The organism is Pseudomonas sp. PLMAX (assembly GCF_046042685.1).
GTDB lineage: Bacteria > Pseudomonadota > Gammaproteobacteria > Pseudomonadales > Pseudomonadaceae > Aquipseudomonas > Aquipseudomonas putida_AE.
This window is the reverse complement of sequence record NZ_CP064949.1, coordinates 6555477-6574179: the sequence shown is the minus strand read 5'-3', so window position 1 is coordinate 6574179 and position 18703 is coordinate 6555477. Positions and strand designations below refer to the sequence as shown.

General features: G+C 62.8%; 16 protein-coding genes. 6 read left to right on the top strand and 10 right to left on the bottom strand.

All coding sequences use genetic code 11. From position 1 onward, the window contains the following. The first annotated feature begins 34 nt into the window (after positions 1 to 34). Positions 35 to 2155 carry a mechanosensitive ion channel family protein gene (locus tag DKB71_RS29970; protein ID WP_408599129.1) on the top strand — a complete coding sequence of 707 codons (2121 nt, stop codon included), beginning with the start codon at positions 35 to 37 and terminating at the stop codon, positions 2153 to 2155. A 112-nt stretch (positions 2156 to 2267) separates the two neighbouring features. Here the strand turns inward: DKB71_RS29970 and DKB71_RS29965 are convergent, their stop codons facing one another. Next, positions 2268 to 6572 (bottom strand): DEAD/DEAH box helicase, encoded by a 4305-nt coding sequence (locus DKB71_RS29965; RefSeq protein ID WP_408601176.1) that lies wholly within the window; start codon positions 6570 to 6572, stop codon positions 2268 to 2270. Positions 6573 to 6795: 223 nt separating this feature from the next. Here DKB71_RS29965 and DKB71_RS29960 point away from each other — a divergent pair, with 223 nt between their 5' ends. Next, on the top strand, positions 6796 to 7680 hold the full coding sequence (locus tag DKB71_RS29960) for a sugar nucleotide-binding protein (protein ID WP_046815894.1): 885 nt from the start codon (positions 6796 to 6798) through the stop codon (positions 7678 to 7680). Beyond that, positions 7673 to 8602, top strand: coding sequence for an NAD-dependent epimerase/dehydratase family protein (locus DKB71_RS29955; RefSeq protein ID WP_408599128.1), 930 nt, complete (start codon positions 7673 to 7675; stop codon positions 8600 to 8602). Before DKB71_RS29960 ends, DKB71_RS29955 begins: the two co-directional genes overlap by 8 nt. Before the next feature lie 29 nt (positions 8603 to 8631). On the opposite strand, the gene DKB71_RS29950 is transcribed toward DKB71_RS29955, so the two are convergent. The 6 genes from DKB71_RS29950 to DKB71_RS29925 all read right to left on the bottom strand — a co-directional run bounded on the left by DKB71_RS29950 (position 8632) and on the right by DKB71_RS29925 (position 14266). After that, positions 8632 to 9963, bottom strand: coding sequence for an IS4 family transposase (locus DKB71_RS29950; RefSeq protein WP_323629399.1), 1332 nt, complete (start codon positions 9961 to 9963; stop codon positions 8632 to 8634). A 167-nt stretch (positions 9964 to 10130) separates the two neighbouring features. Further along, complete coding sequence (locus DKB71_RS29945) at positions 10131 to 10829, bottom strand: OmpW family protein (protein ID WP_274074404.1); 699 nt, start codon at positions 10827 to 10829, stop codon at positions 10131 to 10133. Between the two features lie 234 nt (positions 10830 to 11063). Beyond that, entirely contained in the window at positions 11064 to 11582 is a 519-nt protein-coding gene (locus tag DKB71_RS29940) for a DUF3299 domain-containing protein (protein ID WP_408599127.1), read from the bottom strand. Between the two features lie 10 nt (positions 11583 to 11592). Then, positions 11593 to 12858, bottom strand: a complete 1266-nt coding sequence (locus DKB71_RS29935; RefSeq protein ID WP_408599126.1) for an ABC transporter permease — start codon at positions 12856 to 12858, stop codon at positions 11593 to 11595. Between the two features lies 1 nt (position 12859). Next, a complete protein-coding gene (locus tag DKB71_RS29930) occupies positions 12860 to 13570 on the bottom strand; it encodes an ABC transporter ATP-binding protein (protein WP_408599125.1) in 711 nt (236 codons plus the stop codon). A gap of 135 nt (positions 13571 to 13705) precedes the next feature. Then, a complete protein-coding gene (locus DKB71_RS29925) occupies positions 13706 to 14266 on the bottom strand; it encodes a DUF2796 domain-containing protein (RefSeq protein WP_408599124.1) in 561 nt (186 codons plus the stop codon). 135 nt (positions 14267 to 14401) lie between these two features. On the opposite strand from DKB71_RS29925, the gene DKB71_RS29920 reads away from it, so the two are divergent. Then, positions 14402 to 14746, top strand: a complete 345-nt coding sequence (locus DKB71_RS29920) for a hypothetical protein (protein WP_408599123.1) — start codon at positions 14402 to 14404, stop codon at positions 14744 to 14746. A gap of 95 nt (positions 14747 to 14841) precedes the next feature. On the opposite strand, the gene trxA is transcribed toward DKB71_RS29920, so the two are convergent. From trxA to DKB71_RS29905, 3 genes are all read right to left on the bottom strand, one after another. Further along, a complete protein-coding gene (gene trxA / locus DKB71_RS29915; protein ID WP_008065763.1) occupies positions 14842 to 15714 on the bottom strand; it encodes a thioredoxin in 873 nt (290 codons plus the stop codon). A gap of 132 nt (positions 15715 to 15846) precedes the next feature. Next, positions 15847 to 16503: a methyltransferase gene (locus tag DKB71_RS29910; RefSeq protein ID WP_274074410.1), complete on the bottom strand. Its 657-nt coding sequence runs from the start codon at positions 16501 to 16503 to the stop codon at positions 15847 to 15849. Next, positions 16500 to 16964, bottom strand: coding sequence for a YbaY family lipoprotein (locus tag DKB71_RS29905; protein WP_274074411.1), 465 nt, complete (start codon positions 16962 to 16964; stop codon positions 16500 to 16502). The genes DKB71_RS29910 and DKB71_RS29905 overlap by 4 nt, the downstream gene beginning before the upstream one ends. A gap of 118 nt (positions 16965 to 17082) precedes the next feature. Between DKB71_RS29905 and nrdR the strand changes: the two genes are divergently transcribed. Both nrdR and ribD read left to right on the top strand, forming a co-directional pair. After that, positions 17083 to 17547 carry a transcriptional regulator NrdR gene (gene nrdR, locus DKB71_RS29900; RefSeq protein WP_003228656.1) on the top strand — a complete coding sequence of 155 codons (465 nt, stop codon included), beginning with the start codon at positions 17083 to 17085 and terminating at the stop codon, positions 17545 to 17547. Next, positions 17544 to 18677, top strand: a complete 1134-nt coding sequence (gene ribD / locus DKB71_RS29895) for a bifunctional diaminohydroxyphosphoribosylaminopyrimidine deaminase/5-amino-6-(5-phosphoribosylamino)uracil reductase RibD (protein ID WP_408599122.1) — start codon at positions 17544 to 17546, stop codon at positions 18675 to 18677. The genes nrdR and ribD overlap by 4 nt, the downstream gene beginning before the upstream one ends. The last annotated feature ends 26 nt before the right edge of the window (positions 18678 to 18703 follow it).

Here is an 18703-nt window from a genome sequence, read left to right as displayed (position 1 = left end):
GTTCCTTACAGTCCTATCCAAAGGAGCGGATGCCTTGATCAGGCTCAAGACAGCGATATTACTGGGGGCGCTGTTGTTTTTCGGCAGCGAGGAACTGCAGGCAGCGGCCATACCGGGCGTGCCGGCCGCCGCCACACCGGCGGCACACCCGGAACCCTTGGTCCAGGGCGGGTTGCTGGGCGCCATCAGTTCGAGCATCGACGACGTCCAGAGCAAGCTGAACCTCGACAAGGACCTGCTCGACGCCTGGCGTTTGCGTGCTGATCGTGCGGCCGATGAGGTAGACCAACTGGTCAATCGCCCATCGACCCGTTCGAGCTGGAGCGTGGCGGGGGATTTCCTGCTGCTGACGGCGGTGTGGGCGGGTGTCTTCGGCCTGCTCTGGATGTTCGGCAAGTTCTTGACCGAACGCCTGTGCCGCCATCGTGTGCTGCTCAGCCGAGAGCGTGGGCAGGCCTTGCTGGGTTATGTCTTGCCCTACAGCATCCCCGCGGTGATCAGCCTGCCGTTGACGATTTATGCCAGCCAGTTATTGCCGGTGTCGGCCGGCAGGGCGCTGGCGTTGTGTTTTGCCTATGCCACCAGCAGTGGCGTGTTCGCTTCGTCGTTGGTGATGTCCCTGGTGGTGCTGTTCAATATCGGTCACAAACGCCGGGCGGTGCAGATCATTCGCCAGGACAGCCCACGACCGCTGTTCGCGATTGGTTTCCTGGTCGCCCTGAGCGACGCCTTGACCAGCCCGCAGATCGCCCATCAACTGGGGAACAATCTCACCAGCAGCATCGCTGTATTTACCGGGCTGGCGGCCTCGATTTCCTTTGGTTTGCTGGTGTTCCGCCTGCGCCGTCCGGTCGCCCAGGTGATCCGTATCCTGCCGCTGGCCCAGCGTCGGGCACAGCCAGCGTTGCGCGAAACCCTGCGGATTTTTTCCGGGCTCTGGTACTGGCCGATCCTGTTGATGGTGCTGGTCTCTGTCATCAACCTGATCGGCATTGGCGATGACAACCAGCAAGTGCTGCGCAGCGCGCTGTTCACCACGGTGTTGCTGATTGCGACGGTGTTTCTCAGCACGACGCTGCACCACCTGTTCAAGACCCGCAGCGAGTCCGAGGTGCGCCGCAGTGGCGCCTACAAGGAACGCTTCCTGAGCCTCTCCCACGCGTTGTTGCGCATCGCCATGGCCATCGTGTTCATCGATATCCTCGGACGAATCTGGGGCGTGTCACTGTTCGATTTTGCGGTCAGCAATGCCGTGGGACGGGCGATCAGTGACTCCTTGAGTCATATCGGCCTGATCTTCCTGGTGACCTGGATGGTCTGGGTGGTGCTCGACACGGCGATCCAGGAGGCCCTGAAACCTCCGGCCAGCAAACGCGGGGCACGCCAGCCGAGTACGCGGATCAAGACCATCCTGCCGTTGCTGCGCAATGCGATCAAAATCATCCTGGTGGTGATCTGCGCCATCACCACCATGGCCAATCTTGGCATCAATGTCGCGCCTTTCCTGGCCGGTGCCGGGGTCATTGGCCTGGCCATCGGTTTCGGCTCTCAGCAACTGGTGCAGGACGTGATTACCGGGTTGTTCATCATCATCGAAGACACCCTGTCCATCGGTGACTGGGTGGTGCTCGATTCCGGGCATGCCGGCACGGTCGAGGGCCTGACCATCCGCACCTTGCGCCTGCGCGACGGCAAGGGCTTCGTGCACTCGGTGCCCTTTGGCCAGATCAAGGCCGTGACCAACCAATCGCGGCAGTTTGCCTATGCGTTCTTCTCCGTGCAGTTCACCTATGACACCGATGTCGACAAGGCCATCGAACTGATTCGCGAGGCGGGGCATTCGATCAGTGAAGACCCGTTCCTGCGGTACAACCTGCAAGGGCCGCTGGATGTGTTCGGCGTCGACAGGATGGACCTCAATGGCGTGGTGCTGACGGCACAATTTCGCACCGTGTCAGGCGGGCAATATGCGGTGAGCCGGGCGTTCAACCAGCGGTTGAAAAAGCTTGTGGATAACAGTCCGTGGGTGCATTTTGCGCAGACTTATCCACAGCAGGTTTTAGTGCAGAGGCCGGCGGCGGAGCCTGTGCATGATGGAGCGGCTGAGCCGGAGCATGCGGCGGTGTTGATGCCGGATCGGCCACGTCCCCAATAATTTGTTGTCAAGGATGGCCTCTTCGCGAGCAAGCCCGCTCCCACAGGGGATCGGTGTACACAAAGCCAATGTGGGAGCGGGCTTGCTCGCGAAGAGGTCCGCCCAGACAACATCAATGCCGGATCAGCTTGCTCTGCACTTCAACCATGGCCTGCTGATCCAGCTCCAGCCACACATGCTTCTTGCCCGCAATCTCCGCCGCTGCCGGTAAACCATCGCGATACACCAGCCGATTGCTCGCCAGCGCCGGCACTTTCGCACCGGGCAACAGGGTGCCGGCAAGGTTCAGCGGATCGACCCCGCACACCGCGACCAAGCTGCCGTCATGGGGCCGGCGGCGGACTTCGCGCAGCAATGGAATCGCCTCCGGCAGCGCGAATTGCTCGCCCGCCAGGCCACTGACAAAACGTCCGCCACGAATCTCACCCCGCGCTTCCAGCCGATGGAAGGTGCGCAGCAATTCCCGCCAACTCGGCAGCCAATCGGCCTCACGCTCCAGCAAGCGCCAGAACACCACGCCGTAGCGGCGCAACAAGGTCATGGCGATGTGTTCCAGGGTGTCGGCGGGCGTTGGCGTCGGTCGCGGGTTATCCACAACCGGCGCGGTCACTGCGCGTCGCAACAGCGCCCAGCGCCCGGCGTCGTCCATGCCGCCGACAAAGGCCCCGCGTCCGCGTCGGCTGCTACGCTGCTGGCGCTTGCTGGCAGGTGTGATCAGCGCCCGCAGGCCGGCAAAACTGTCGGCGTTCACCAGCCCCGCACCCACCAGCTCCTGCAGGGCGATTTCCAGCTCCGCGCGCAGCAGGTGGGCTTCGTGAATCAGCTCATCGAAAAACAGCGCGCCGTGCTGGCTGAGGGCGGCGTGCACCTTCTGTGTCTTGGGCGACAGTTCGCTGACTGGCGTCTGCTCGGTCAAGTCGCTCCACAGACCGACCCGATTACGCGGCAACAGCACGATCGGCGTACTTCGCAGGGCGGTGCCGGTGCTGCGGTTGCGCGCAGTCAGTCGGCTCCAGACCAGTTTGCCGCTACGGCACGCATCATCGAGCCAGGTGGGCGAATAGTCCTTGATCCGCGCGGGCAAAAGGTCGCTGTCCCAGGCTGAGGCGGCGGCGGGGTAGCCTTCGAACTGGGCGACGATCGCCGGCAGCACCGTGCTGCCCTGGCCACGGGTGGCGTTGGACAGGTGCTGCCAGTCGAACAGGAAGCGCATGAAATCCTGCAAGGCCACGGGCTCGATTTCCCGGCGCAGGCGCTTGACGGTGTAGCGATGAATCCGCGCCAGCAAATGTCGCTCACACCATTCTTCTTCGGTATTGCCTGGGGTGAAGCGCCCGCGCAGCACATAGCCTTCGCGTTCCAGGTGCGCCAATGCCTGGGTGACTTTCAGAGCGGGCAATTCGAGGGGGGCGGCAATCGCCTGCATTGGCAATGGACCAAAGGCGCTGAGCCGCGCTCGAATCACTTCTACGACGGCGTCGTCCGGCGTCCAGGCCAGATCGAAACCCGGCAGAGCCTGCAAGGGTGGAGACAGATCCGCTTGTGGATAAATCGCCTGCAGGCACGTCAGCCGTTCCAGCGCCAGCCACAGTGAATGGTTGATGCGGCAGGCTCGGCCGCTGTCAGCCAGGGCATTCAACCATTCCAGCCAATGCGGATTGGCGCTGGCCTCGGCGTCGGTTATGCAGGCCAGGCTCATCAAGGTTTCGTGCATCTCATCGACATTGCCGGGCGAGGGCCAGGCCTCTTCCCGCACGGCGTCAATGGCGTCGGCGTCCAGCGCGCCCAGGTCGTCAGTGGACTGCGGCTCGCTCCAGCGGCGGTTGAGCACCGCCTGCGTGCGGCGTTCCTCCAGGGGCGCATCGTCGAGAAAGGTGTAGGGCCTGGCGCTGAGGATTTCCGCGGCGAGGGGCGAGGGCGCGGGCAGGTCCCGGCTGATCAGGCGGACCTCGCCGCGTTCCATGCGCCGCAGCAGGGCCAACCAGCCGTTGCTGTCCATGGCGTCGTGCAGGCAATCGTCGAGGGTCTGCTCCACCAGCGGATGGTCGGGAATGTCGCGCTCGCCCACGAGGTTTTCCACGCAGGCGATCTGGTCGGGGAACACGCTGGCGGTGAGGTCTTCGCTTTTCATCCGCTGGATCTGCGGCGGCACTTTGCGACCACCGCGAAAGCGCGGCAGCGCCAGCGCCACGCCGGCATTCCAGCGCCAGCGCACGCCAAACAACGGGGCATCGAGCACGGCCTGGATCAGGATGTGCTCAGCGGTGTTGCTGTGCAGGTAGCGCCACACATCAGCCAGCTCAAAGCTGTGGCTGGAGGACAGCGACAACACGATGGCGTCTTCGCTGGCGGCGGCCTGCAACTCGAAGTTGAAGGTGCGACAGAAGCGTTTGCGCAAGGCCAGGCCCCAGGCGCGGTTGATGCGACTGCCGAACGGGCTGTGGATAACCAGCTGGGTGCCGCCGGACTCGTCGAAGAAGCGCTCCATCAGCAAGGTGTCCTGCGACGGCAACGCGCCCAGTGTCTGCCGTGCGCGGGCCAGGTATTCCACCAGTTGCTCGGCGCTGGCCAGGTTCAGGCCCAGGGTTTGGGTCAGCCAGTCGAGGGCGGGCTGCAAGTTGCCCGGCGTCGCGCCCAGCAGAGTATCGAGCTGGGCCTGCAAGCGCGCCACGGCAAACGACAGTTCGGCGCTACGCCCCGGGGCCTCGCCGAGCCAGAACGGGATGGTCGGCGGCTGACCCTGGGCATCCTCCACCCGGACCTTGCCGGTGTCGACCCGCAGTATCCGGTACGACGTATTGCCCAGCTGGAACACATCCCCGGCGATGCTCTCCACCGCGAAGTCTTCATTGACGCTACCGATGTTCAGCCCTTGGGGCTCGAGCAGAACGCTGTAGTCGGCATTGTCGGGGATGGTCCCGCCGCTGGTCACCGCCGTCAGCTTGGCGCCCCTGCGACCGCGCAGGGTGCGGCTCACGGCGTCACGATGCAGATAGGCACTGCGGATGCCCTGGCGCCCGTCGAAGCCCTCGGCGAGCATCTGCAGTAGCGCCTGATAGTGTTTTTCGTCGAGCCCGCTGTAGGGCGAAGCGTTGCGGAACAATTCCAGCAGCGCCTGCTCCGGCCATTCCTGGCAACTGACTTCGGCGATGATCTGTTGCGCCAGGACGTCCAGCGGCGCTTCGGGGATCAGCAGGGTGTCGAGCTCGCCCCGGCGCACGCAGTCGAGCAGCGCGACGCATTCGATCAGGTCGTCGCGGGTGGTGGCAAACAGGCGGCCCTTGGGGGTGCCGCCGACCTGGTGCCCGGAGCGACCAACCCTTTGCAAAAAGCCGGCAATCGAACGCGGCGAGGCGATCTGGCACACCAGGTCGACATCGCCAATGTCGATGCCCAGCTCAAGCGACGCGGTGGCAATCAACACTTGCAATTCGCCACGCTTGAGCCGCTGTTCGGCGTCCAGGCGAAACTCCTTGGCCAGGCTGCCGTGGTGGGCGGCCACCGCGTCCTTGCCCAGGCGTTCGCTCAGGTGGCGGCTCAGGCGCTCGGCGAGACGTCGGGTGTTGACGAACACCAGCGTGGTGCGGTGTGCGCGGGCGAGGGCGGCAAGTCGGTCATAGACCAGTTCCCAGACATCGTTGGCCATCACTGCCGATAGCGGCACGGGCGGCACTTCGATGTCCAGGTCACGTGGGCGGGCGTGGCCGATATCGACGATCTCGCAGGGTCGATCACGACCGACCAGAAAGCGCGACACTGCCTCGATGGGTTTTTGCGTGGCCGACAGGCCGATGCGCACCAGCGGTTTGGCGCACAGTGCCTGCAAACGCTCGAGGCTTAGCGCCAGGTGGCTGCCGCGCTTGCTGGCGGCGATGGCGTGGATTTCATCAACGATCACCGTGCCGGTGGTGCTGAGCATCTGCCGCCCGGAGTCGGAGCCGAGCAGCACGTAAAGCGATTCCGGGGTGGTGACCAGGATGTGCGGTGCGGTCTTGCGCATCGCCGAGCGGTCTTTTTGCGGTGTATCGCCGGTGCGCACGGCGGTGCTGATCCGCAGCTCGGGCAGGCCCATCCGCCGCAACTGTTCGGTGATGCCGGCCAATGGGTCTTGCAGGTTGATCTGGATGTCGTTGGACAGCGCCTTGAGCGGCGAGACGTAGACCACCAGGGTTTCGTTTGGCAGGCCTTGGGAGTTTTCCAGGCCACGGTGAACCAGGTCGTCGATCACGGCGAGGAAGGCGGTGAGGGTCTTGCCGGAACCGGTGGGGGCGGCGATCAGAGTCGAGCGGCGCTGGCGGATCAGCGGCCACGCCCGGGCCTGGGCGGCGGTGACCGTCGCGAATTTGTTGCTGAACCAGGCGCTGACGGCGGGGTGGAAGCCGGCCAGGGCACTGTCGGCGGGGATGGGCAGGTTCATGTTCTGATTTATGCGGGTGAGGGCGCGAAGATGCAAGTACCACTCAAGATCTTCGCCAACCTTCAGGGCCAGCAGCATCACAAATCCCGCACATCTACACTTTACGGATGACGGTTGCGCACTAAACCCGCAAAATGCAACGATTCCGGCAACTATCGATGACATCGCCCGCGGGCGGTGTCGATACAGCCATCGTTCCAATCAGACTGGGCCTGCTGACTCTATGCGAATGCGCCTTATGTTACTGGGCGGCGGAAATGCCCTTGGGCAGGCGCTGATTCGCCTCGGTGCGGAGGAAGACATCGGTTTCCTCGCCCCCCGCCCACCACAGGACGGCTGGGATGCCGCGAGCCTGACGCAACTGCTCGACGACACCCGCCCGGACGCGTTGATCAACCTCGCCTACTACTTCGACTGGTTCCAGGCGGAGACGGTCAGCGAACAGCGTCTGGCCGGGCAGGAGCGGGCGATCGAGCGCCTGGCCGAACTGTGCCAGCATCACAACATCGTCCTGGTGCAACCCTCGAGCTATCGTGTGTTCGACGGCTCCCGGGCGACCGCCTACAGCGAAAAAGACGAACCGCTGCCGCTGGGCCTGCGTGGCCAGGCCTTGTGGCGGATCGAGCAAAGCGTGCGCGCCACCTGCCCGCAACACGTGCTGTTGCGTTTCGGCTGGCTGCTTGATGACAGTCCCGACGGCACCCTCGGGCGTTTCCTCGGCCGCGCCGAGCAACCCGAGGAACTGCTGTTGGCCGACGACCGCCGGGGCAATCCGACACCGGTGGACGACGCGGCCCGGGTGATCATTTCGGTACTCAAGCAACTCGACTGCAGCGCGCCGCTGTGGGGCACCTACCACTACGCCGGGCATGAGGCGACCACGCCGCTGGCCCTGGGCCAGGCGATTCTCACCGAAGCCCGCGCCCTGCACCCGCTGGCCATCGAAGCGCCGACCGCCCAGGCCCACGCCGCGCGACCGGATGCCGCGGAAGAACCGCAACACGCGGTACTGGCCTGCAAGAAAATTCTGCACACCTTCGGAATCAAGCCACGCGCCTGGCGTGCGGCCCTTCCGAGCCTTCTGGACAGGTTCTATCGTCATGGCTGATCGCCCCATTCTGATTACCGGGGGTGCCGGATTCATCGGCTCCCATCTCACCGATGCCTTGCTCGCCAAGGGCTATTCGGTACGGATTCTGGATGACCTATCCACCGGTAAACGCAGCAACCTGCCGCTGGACAATCCCAAGGTCGAGCTGATCGTCGGCGACGTTGCCGATGCCGCCCTGGTCGCCCGTGCGATGACCGGTTGCAGCGCCGTGGCGCACCTGGCGGCAGTGGCGTCGGTACAGGCGTCAGTGGACAATCCCGTGAAGACCCACCAGAGCAACTTCATCGGCTCGCTGAATGTCTGCGAAGCCATGCGCCAGGCGGGCGTCAAGCGCGTGCTGTTCGCCTCCAGTGCCGCGGTGTATGGCAACAATGGCGAGGGCGAGTCAATCGATGAAGACACGCCCAAGGCGCCGTTGACGCCCTACGCGGTGGACAAGCTGGCGAGCGAGCAATACTTCGATTTCTACCGGCGCGAGCATGAGCTGGAGCCGGTGATTTTCCGCTTCTTCAACATCTTCGGCCCGCGCCAGGATCCGTCCTCGCCGTACTCCGGGGTCATCAGCATTTTCAGCGAGCGCGCACAGAAAGGCCTGCCGATCACGGTGTTTGGCGACGGCGAGCAGACGCGGGACTTTCTCTACGTCGAGGATCTGGTCGATCTGCTGGTGCAGGCCATCGAGAAACCCCAGGTGGAAGAGGGCGCGGTCAACGTCGGCTGGAACCAGGCGACCAGTCTCAAGCAGATGCTGGCGGCCCTTGAGGTCGTTGTTGGCAAGCTGCCACCGGTGAGCTACGGCCCGGCGCGCTCCGGTGACATTCGTCATTCGCGGGCCAACAACCAGCGTCTGCTGGAGCGCTTCCGGGCGCCCGAGCCAACCCCCTTGAGCGTCGGGCTGGCACGGTTGCTGGGACAATAGAAAAAGGCGCCGGTTGAGGCTAATGCCAGTCAGTTAAGCTGACTGGCATTTTTATTTCTGATCGGATACTTCGGCGATTTGAGCCGGATGGCTCGGGGATAAATACGCTCCTCTCGCCGATGAGGCAGGACATAGTGCGGCGCTGAAGCATGAAGCTCGGCCAGGTATTTGGGGATGTTCCCGGAGCGGTCGGCCGAGACGCTGTTGATAAACCCTAAAATTGCCCAGGTGCAGGCGGTAAAACTCATTTCGCACGGGTAAATTCCCGGACAGTGACGGCTCATTTCTACCATCTGATAGCGCAACAGGTTGTAGCCCAGCAACACGCCCCACAGCTCCTGCTCGATCATCTCGGGTGTCTTGCTGCGCAAGGTATAGCTGCTGTTGAGCAGCGTCTGTTTCATCTCCCGAAAGCCCAATTCGATCTCCCATCGCTGGCTGTACAGGTCGACTATTTCGTCAGACGGGAAGCGCAGCGGGTCGGTCATCGACGTCAGGATCTGACACACCTTGCCCTTGACGGTTTTGCTCAGAAGGCGCGCAATCAGGCGCTCGGGCAGTCCCGGCCATTGCTTGCGGGCCTGCGGCGAAGTGCTTAACGAGACCATTGCATCCTGACGGCCCAAACGCTGAACAACTTCGTACTGCGCACCCTTGCGCAGTGGCATCAGCCAATGGCGCTCGGTGCCTGCTTGCTGCCACTGGTGCAGCAATCCCAGGGAGTAGAAACCTCGATCGAATAGGGTCAACGAGTGATCGGGCGTGGTGTCGATCAGTTGTTCGGCCAGTTTCATTTCGTTGCTGCGATAGCCATCAAATGCGCTGCCGATCAACATGTGGCTCGTCAATTCCATCTGACAGACCATGCGTACCTGGGGAAAACCGGTGTCGCCGTGCTGGTTACTGGCCGAATCGTAGCGCGCTCGATTTTCGCGGGTGTCAGGCGTTCGCCAGACGACACCGTCGACGCTCAACAAGCGCAAACCGGCCCAAGTCGGATGCTCAGCTGCTTCATGCCAACTTTTCTGAGTCAGGTCGAAGACTTGTCGTACGGCTTCGCTACCTAGTCTCTGACGTGCCTGGACTACGGCGCTGGGGGCCACTAACGGGCGTTGCCCCGGCAGCATGATGTTCATGCGACTGACCACATCCCACGCCGACATGCGCCGGAAGAACGCCATGGAAATCACGCACCAGAGCATCATTTCCAGCGGCAAGCGCCGCTTGCGCAGCGTCGCCACGCCGGCCTGTTCAAGCGCCTGCTCGACCAAAGAAGGATCGAGTAAGGAATCCAATCCCTCGATTGAGTTTGGAGTGGAAGCGAAGTTGTGGGTCAGTTCCAGTGCCCGAGCGAGACGCATAAAAAAATCCGATGCCAGTTCAGGCATCGGATTTTGATTTCTTGCGGCCAAAGGTCAAGCGAGATGGCTTAACTGATCGGCATTAGCCGGTTGAGGCGCCTTTTTTTGTTGCTGATCGTTCCCGTCCACAGGGCAAGGGAGCGACCAATCCACCACCACGTGAATACTTAGAACTTGTAACCCAGACCGACCATGTAGATGAACGGATCGACATCCACGTTCACCCGTGCCCGGGTGCCCGGCGCCACGGCGTCGTTTTCCACGGTCGCGCGGGTATCGATGTCAATGTAACGCACCTGGGCGTTGATCATCACGTTGTCGGTCAGCATGTAGTCGGCACCGACCTGGAACGCCATGCCCCAGGAGTTTTCTGCCTTGAAGTTGCTGAAGCCGTTGGCCTGGGCTTCGCTGCCGACATGCTCGTCGTAGATCCAGGTGTAATTGATGCCGGCGCCGAGGTACGGCTGGAAGTCGGATTTGGCATCCAGCGGGTAGTACACGATGCTGAGGGTCGGTGGCAGGTGTTTCAGCGTACCGAGTTTGCCGTTGGCCGCACCCAGGGCGGTGCCCTTGAGCTTGACGTCGTGCTCGAACGGCGTGGCCGCGAGCAGTTCGATACCCCAGTTATTGGTGATCATGTAGGCAACGTTCAGACCCAGTTGCGTGTCGCTGCTCATGGTCGCCTTGCCACCCAGGTCGGCGCCGCTCAGCGGACCCTGATCGACCTTGACCGAGGAACTGTCGGCCTCCGGGTTGACGGTAATCGCACCGGCACGAAGGATGATGTCACCGGCTTCGTGGGCGTGGGCGAACGGGGCTGCAAGCGCCAGCGCTACCAGCGAGGCACCGAGCAAGGACTTGTTCATGGGGGGCTCCAGAGGACGTTAAAAATCTTCGATGTCCAATGGTAAGGCGGCTAACGATCTGGTCTTTTGATGCAGCTCAATGAAATCGTGATGGACCTGGTTTTTGTGGTGTTTTCGATGGCCCCTTCGCGAGCAAGCCCGCTCCCACAATGGAATTGTGTCTATGCACAGATCCAGTGTGGGAGCGGGCTTGCTCGCGAAGACAATTTTGCAGGCGCCGACTAACTCCCGGGTTCACTCCGGCAATTCATACAGGTAGATCTTGTCCGCCTCCATCTGGTACCCGGCGTCCGCCAGCTCACTGGTGGACGGCTTGACCTGCATCGGCCCCTCGATCCAGTAAGGCTGATACAGCTCGTCGAGCTTCACGCCGACTTCACTTTTGACGTGCACGATCTGGTTCGACGGCGGTGGCGGTACGTGGATGCAGGCGCCGAAATACGGCACCAGCAGAAAGTCCGTGGTACGACCTTCTTCACTCACTTCCAGCGGCACGATGTAGCCCGGCAAACGAATGTTCTGACCGTCGAGGGCCTTGACCACCGGGGCGTTGGGCATGTCCTGTTTCGCTGCCGGCGCCGATTCGGCGGACAGTGCATCGCTGAGCTTCGACAGGTCGTGCAGCGGCGTCATGTTGGGCACTTCCGGTGCCGCATCCGGCGGGATCATTTCCGACCAGGTCAGCTCTTTCGGCTCGGCCGCCCACAACGGCAGGGCGACCAGCATCAACAGCGCAAAGACAGCGCGGGGCATTTCAACGTCCTCATAAACGGATCGACAGGCCATCGGCCAGGGATTGGCGATAGGCGCGCCAGGCTGGCACGCTGCCCATCAGCAACGCAGCGATCAGGATGCCACCGAGTAGCGTCCATTCATATTCGCTCGGCCACGCCAGCGGCAGAAACAGGCCGTAATTGGCCTGCACGTAACCCTGGGCTGCCGCGATACAGACGTAGAGCAATGCCACGCCGGCCACCACACCGGCCAGCGCCAGGGCAAACGCCTCCAGCACCAGCAGCGTCGCGATGTGCCAGGGCCGCGCGCCCACCGATCGCAGGATCGCCATCTCCCGCCGACGTTCGTTGAGACTGGTGAGAATCGCCGTGAGCATGCCGATCAAGCCGGTCAGCACGACGAACAGTGACACCACGAACAGGGCCTTTTCCGCCGTGCTCATCAAGCTCCACAACTCTTGCAGCGCAACGCCGGGCAGGATCGCCAGCATCGGTTCGCCACGGAATTCGTTGATCTCGCGCTGCAGGGCGAAGGTCGAGATCTTGCTGTTGAGGCCGAGCATGAACGCGGTGATCGCCTGGGGTGTCAGGTCCATGTTGCGTGCCTGATCGGCGCTGACCCGCCCGTTGCCCCGGGCCGGCACGCCGTTGTGCCAATCAACGTGAATGGCTTCCATGCCACCGAGGCTGATGTGCAGCGTGCGGTCCACCGGGGTGCCGGTGCGCTTGAGAATGCCGACCACGGTGAATGGCTTGTCGTCATGCTTGACCAGGCTGATCACGGCCACGCCATGGGCCAGCACCAGCTTGTCGCCGAGTTTGTAGTGCAGCGCGTCCGCGACTTCAGCGCCGAGCACCACTTCGAACGGGTCGCTGGCGAAGGCACGGCCCTCGGCCAGTTCCAGGTGTTGCTGGCGGCCGTACTGGTAGTGTTCGAAGTACGCCCCGGTGGTGCCCATCACCCGATAGCCGCGATGGGAATCGCCAAGGGACATCGGAATGGCCCACTTCACTTTCGGGTTGCTGGCGAAGTGTTCGAAGCTGTCCCAGCGGATGTTGTTGGTGGCATTGCCAATACGGAATACCGAGTACAGCAGCAGGTTGACCGAGCCGGAACGCGCGCCGACGATCAGGTCGGTGCCGCTGATGGTGCTGGCGAAACTGGCCTTGGCCTCGGTGCGCACCCGTTCCACGGCCAGCAGCAGGCACACCGACAGGGCGATGGCGAACGCGGTGAGGATCGCGGTGAAACGGCGGTTAGCCAGGCTGGCCATGGCTAGACGGAACAGATACATCTCAGACCTCGGACGGGGTGGCGGCGCGATTGAGTTCGGCCAGCGACAGGTTGCGATCGAACAGCGGCGCCAGGCTCTGGTCATGGCTGACGAACAACAGGCTCGAGCCGGCCTCGCGGCATTCGGCGAACAGCAGGCGAATGAAGTTCTCCCGGGCGTCGTAGTCGAGGGCCGAGGTCGGCTCGTCGGCGATCACCAGTTCCGGCTGACCGATCAGCGCGCGCGCGGCGGCCACCCGTTGTTGCTGGCCGATGGACAGGGAGTCGGCGCAGCGCGCGAGGATGTTGTCATCCTTCAAACCCAGATGGGCGAGCAGGGTGGCGGCGGCCTGGTCGATGCTGCCGTGGCGCTGCTTCGCCCGCTCGGCGCGCAGTTTCGAGAAGTGGCAGGGCAGTTCGACGTTCTCGCGCACCGACAGAAACGGCAGCAGGTTGAACTGCTGGAAGATGTAGCCAGTGTGATCGACACGAAAGTGATCGCGGGCGCCGGCCGAGAGTTCGGTCAGCTCCTGGCCAAGCAGGCGAATGCTGCCGCGATCGGGCTTCTGCACGCCGCCGAGCAGGCCCAGCAGGGTGGTCTTGCCGCTACCGCTGGGGCCCTTGAGGAACAGGGTTTCCCCAGGCGAAAGGCGAAACGCCGGGATATCCAGCAGCGGCGGGTGACCGGGCCAGCTGAAGCTCAGGTCGGACAATTCGATGAGTGCTTGGGTCATGGCGCTGATTTCATGGGTGTTGATTATCCTGTGGGAGCGGGCTTGCTCGCGAAGGCGGAGTGTCAGTCGACATCTATGCTGCATGGCACACTGCCTTCGCGAGCAAGCCCGCTCCCACATTGGTTGTGCGGTGGATCAGAACTTGAGGGAGGCAGCCTTCGCCGTCACTTCAACCCCTTGCTGCCCGCTCGGGCCGATCAGTTGTACCTGAATTTTCCGGGTCGCCGGGAAGCTGGTGAAGATATTCGCCAGATCCAGGGTCTTCAGCGCGCCCGGCGTGGCGCAGGTGAATTGGTAGCGGGCGTGGATTTCACTGTGGTCATGGTGGTGTTCATCGTCGGCCTCTGGCGTGTCGCCAAACAACGGGCTTTCCAGCTCCTGGTTTTCCACCACGCAACCGGCGGCTTTCGGCAGGCTGAACAGCGCCAGCGGTTGCTCAAGGCGAGCGCGGGTCGTAGCGACCTTGGCTTTGTCGGCATCGGTTGCGGCGACGTGCTCAAAGCCCACCAGGTTCATCGCCGGACTGTCCAGCTCCAGCTCCAGGGTCAGGCCATCCAGTGCCGCGTTCAGGCGCCCGACACCGTGCTCATGGGCGCCAAGGCTGCCGTGCTCATGGTCGTGATCATGTTCGTCAGCGGCGTGAACGCCAGCCAGCGGCAACAAGGCAAACGGCAGAGCGAGAAGCAGGTGACGCATGGCGAGTCTCCGAAAGACAAGATGAAAGAAATGTTATGTAATCTTATAACATGATGCGCAGAGTGTGACTGCCTGCTTGGCGTTGCACAAGCCCCGTGGGAGCATGGGTGCGAAGAAATGTTCGGGAGCTGACTCATGTTGCGAATTCGCGGAAGCATCGGCGACTGGCCGGTGGATTTGACGCTGGAGATGGATGACGCCGACTGGGCAAGGCTGGGTGCGCAGTTGAAAGTGGAAAAAACCGAGGTCAGTGCTGCGCCAGTGGCGAAACCGCTGAATCAGGACGATGCGCTGTGGCAGGTCGCCAAAGATCTGCTACGCAAGGCCGGGCAATTGAGCGGGCCGCAATTACTCGATCAACTGGAAGGGCTGACCGGCAGTGCGGCGGCAGGCAAGCGCCTGTTGGTGCGCTTGCGGCATAGCCCGGATGTGAAGGTGCAGAGTGGCGCGGATACGCCGCTTTACCGCTGGATCGAATAAACCGCAAAAGATCGCAGCCTGCGGCAGCTCCTACAAGGGCAACGCATATCCCCTGTAGGAGCTGTCGAGCGAAGCGAGGCTGCGATCTTTTGATCTTAATAAAGCGCAGCAAACAACTTGCGACGGTACGTCGTTACCAGCGGATGATCGTTACCCAGCAGTTCGAACACCTGCAGCAAGGTCTTGTGCGGCAAACCCTCGCTGTAGCTGCGATTGCGAATGAACAGCTTGAGCAGTCCATCCAGCGCCGCGTCGTATTGCTGGCGGGCCAGTTGTTGAACGGCCAGCTGATAGACCGCTTCATCGTCCTGCGGGTTTTTCGCCAGGCGAGCCTTCAGGTCGGCGGCATCCGGCAAGTCCTTGGCCTGGCCGAGGAACTTGATCTGCGCCTTGGCGCCGGCCAGGGCGGCCTTGTGCTCATCGCTCTTGACCGCATCGAGCACGGCTTGCGCTTCGCCCAGCTCACCGCGCTCGGTGAGACAGCGGGCGTAGAGAATCAGCGCCTTGGCGTTGGTGTTGTCTTCGCCCAGCAGCACTTTGAGCAGGGCCTCTGCATCGGCGAAACGGCTGTCGTCGAACAAGGCCTGGGCCTGTTCGAACGGATCGGCGGCGGCCGGTGGCGGCATTTGCACATGGGGCTCGAGCAGCGCGCGCACGGCCGACTCCGGCTGGGCACCGGCAAAACCATCGACCGGCTGGCCATCCTTGAACAGCACCACGGTCGGCAGGCTGCGAATACCGAAACGGGCGACGATGTCCTGTTCGAGGTCACAGTTGACCTTGGCCAGCAGCAGTTCGCCCTGATAGCTCTCGGCGATGGTCTGCAGCATCGGCATCAGCACCTTGCAGGGCGCACACCATTCGGCCCAGAAATCCACCAGCACCGGTTTGTGGAAGGAATTCTCGATCACCGACTGGTCGAAATCGGCAGTCGTGGCGTCGAAGATGTACGGCGTTTGCTGACTCATGGGCAATCTCGTAAAAGCGTGAATAGGTGAACTATAAGGCGTGGCGCAAAAGATCGCAGCCTTCGGCAGCTCCTACAGGTTAAACCGCATCCCCGCGTAGGCGCTGCCGAAGGCTGCGATCTTTTAGCGGCTTCAGCCGCGCCGCGCGTGGTAAAGGCTCACATGCCGAAACTCTTCCGGCTCGGCCAGGTCCGGCAGGGTCATCGCTTCAAGCATTTCAATGCGTTGATACAACGGATGACGAAAATCCCGAACGCGCGAATCCGCCACCAGAGCCTCCTTGCCACGACTCAGGAACTCATCGAGCAGTGGCAGGTTCGCCCGGTCGTACAGCACATCCGCGACCAGAATCAGATCGAAACGATCGGCCTCGGCGAAAAAATCCGTCGAGTAAACGAGCTGTACGTCATTGAGCTCGGCATTCGCCCGACAGGCGGCAATCGCCAGCGGATCCAGGTCGCAAGCCACCACTTCCAGCGCCCCGGCCTTCACCGCGGCAATCCCGGCGACGCCGGAGCCTGCGCCGAAATCCAGCACGCGCTTGCCCTTGACCCACTCAGGGAAGTCGGCGAGGTAACGCGCCACCGCCAGGCCACTGGCCCAGCAGAAGCTCCAGTACGGCGGTTCGTGCAGAATCCGCCGGGTTTCTTCCGGGCTGAACGCGCGATCCATGTTGTCGCCATCGATCAGCCACAACTTCAGGTCGGTCCCCGGTAATTCACAGGCAACCAGTCGCGCATCACCCAGCAGTTCCCCCAAGGCCTGTTGCAGGTCGTGCGGTGCACTCATGGGGCTTTGACGAATTGCAGCTGGCCCAGGGCCTGGGTGGTCGGCTGGCTAATCCGCTGTGACGGCAGATGCAGGATCAACTGGCCGGACTGGCTGGCGCGGCCACGCAGTTCTACACGGGCACCGGCCGGGAACGAATCCGGGTTGAAGCGCAGGTGAAACGGCAGCACCTGGTTGTTGCCGATCAGGCTCGAACTGGCCAGCAATTGCTGTGGACGGTCTTTGTCGTCGATCACCAGCAGCGCCAGTTCCACTTCAGCACCTGTTGGCACACCTTGCAGCGTACCGCTCAGTTCGCGCTGATAGGCCGGCAGCGGGCCGAGGTTCGCCGATTCCCGGGCTTTCTTCTGCGCCTGTTCCGGTGCAGGGCCTGGCGTTGGCGGCTGCGGCTGGGGTGCATCGCTGCTGCAGGCGACCAACAGGCTGAAAAAACTGAGCAAAACGAGTGGTCTCAGGGACATTTGCGGCTCCGGCAACACGTAATCCATATATAGCCAATCTGTATACCGCAAACCCTATGGCTTGTCTTGCCACCCGGATGCGCTACCATGGCCCTCCCTTTTTTTGTTGCCTGCCACCATGCACTGTCCCTTCTGCGGTGCCAACGACACCAAGGTCATCGACTCGCGTCTGGTCGCCGAGGGCGAACAGGTGCGCCGCCGGCGTGAATGCCTGGCCTGCGGCGAACGTTTCACGACGTTCGAAACCGCTGAACTGGTGTTGCCGCGCCTGATCAAAACCGACGGCAGTCGCCAGCCGTTCGACGAAGAAAAACTCCGCGCCGGCATGCAGCGGGCGCTGGAAAAGCGCCCGGTGAGTGTCGAGCGCCTCGAGTCGTCGCTGGTGCACATCAAACACAAACTGCGCGCCACCGGCGAGCGCGAGGTCAAGTCCCTCGTGGTCGGTGAGCTGGTGATGGCCGAGCTGCAAAAGCTCGACGAAGTCGCCTACATCCGCTTCGCTTCGGTGTATCGCCGCTTCCAGGACCTCAACGAGTTCCGCGAAGAGATCGATCGCCTGGCCCGGGAACCGGTGAAAGAATGACCACGTCAGCAGAGCTTGCCGTCCTCGACGCCCATTACATGGCCCGTGCTTTGGAACTGGCGCGCAAAGGTCATTACACGACCCACCCCAACCCGCGAGTCGGCTGCGTGATCGTGCGCGGCGGGCAGATCGTCGGCGAAGGCTGGCACGAGCGCGCCGGCGAACCCCACGCCGAAGTCCACGCCCTGCGCGCCGCCGGTGAGCTGGCCCGGGGCGCGACCGCTTACGTGACCCTCGAACCCTGCAGTCACCACGGGCGCACGCCACCGTGCGCCGATGCGTTGGTCAACGCCGGCGTGGCGCGGGTCGTGGCGGCGATGCAGGACCCGAACCCGGAAGTGGCCGGTCGTGGTCTGCAGCGCCTGGAGCAGGCCGGTATCGTCACCGAAAGCGGCGTGCTGGAAGGCGAGGCGCGCCGGCTCAATCAGGGCTTCCTCAAGCGCATGGAGCATGGCTTGCCGTTTGTGCGGGTCAAGCTGGCCATGAGCCTCGACGGTCGCACGGCAATGGAAAGCGGCGAAAGCCAGTGGATTACCGGCCCGGCAGCGCGCTCGGCGGTTCAACGTTTGCGTGCTCAGGCCAGCGTGGTGCTGACCGGCGCCGATACGGTGCTGGCGGACAACGCCCGTTTGACTGTGCGCGCCGATGAACTCGGTCTGGACACCGAACAGGCCGCACTGGCCATGAGCCGACCGCCGCTGCGTGTGTTGGTCGATGGCCGTCTGCGGGTGCCGCTGGATGCGCCATTCTTCAAGGCAGGTCCCGCGCTGGTCGCTACCTGCGTGGCAGTGGAAGAACAATACGCCAACGGCCCGGAGTGCCTGATCGTGCCGGGTTACGATGGGCAGGTCGATCTTCGTCAGTTGCTGGTCGAACTCGCCAACCGTCAGGTCAATGAAGTGTTGGTCGAGGCCGGACCACGGCTGGCGGGTGCCTTTGCCCAACTCGGTCTAGTGGACGAGTTCCAGATTTTCATCGCCGGCAAGTTCCTGGGTTCTTCGGCGCGGCCGTTGCTGGATTGGCCGCTCGCGCAAATGAAGGATGCGCCCGAGCTCAAAATCACCGAAATTCGCGCGGTTGGCGATGACTGGCGGGTCACTGCCATTCCTTTGCCAGTCGCCAGCGTATAATTCCCGGCCATCGTTATAGCGCTGGC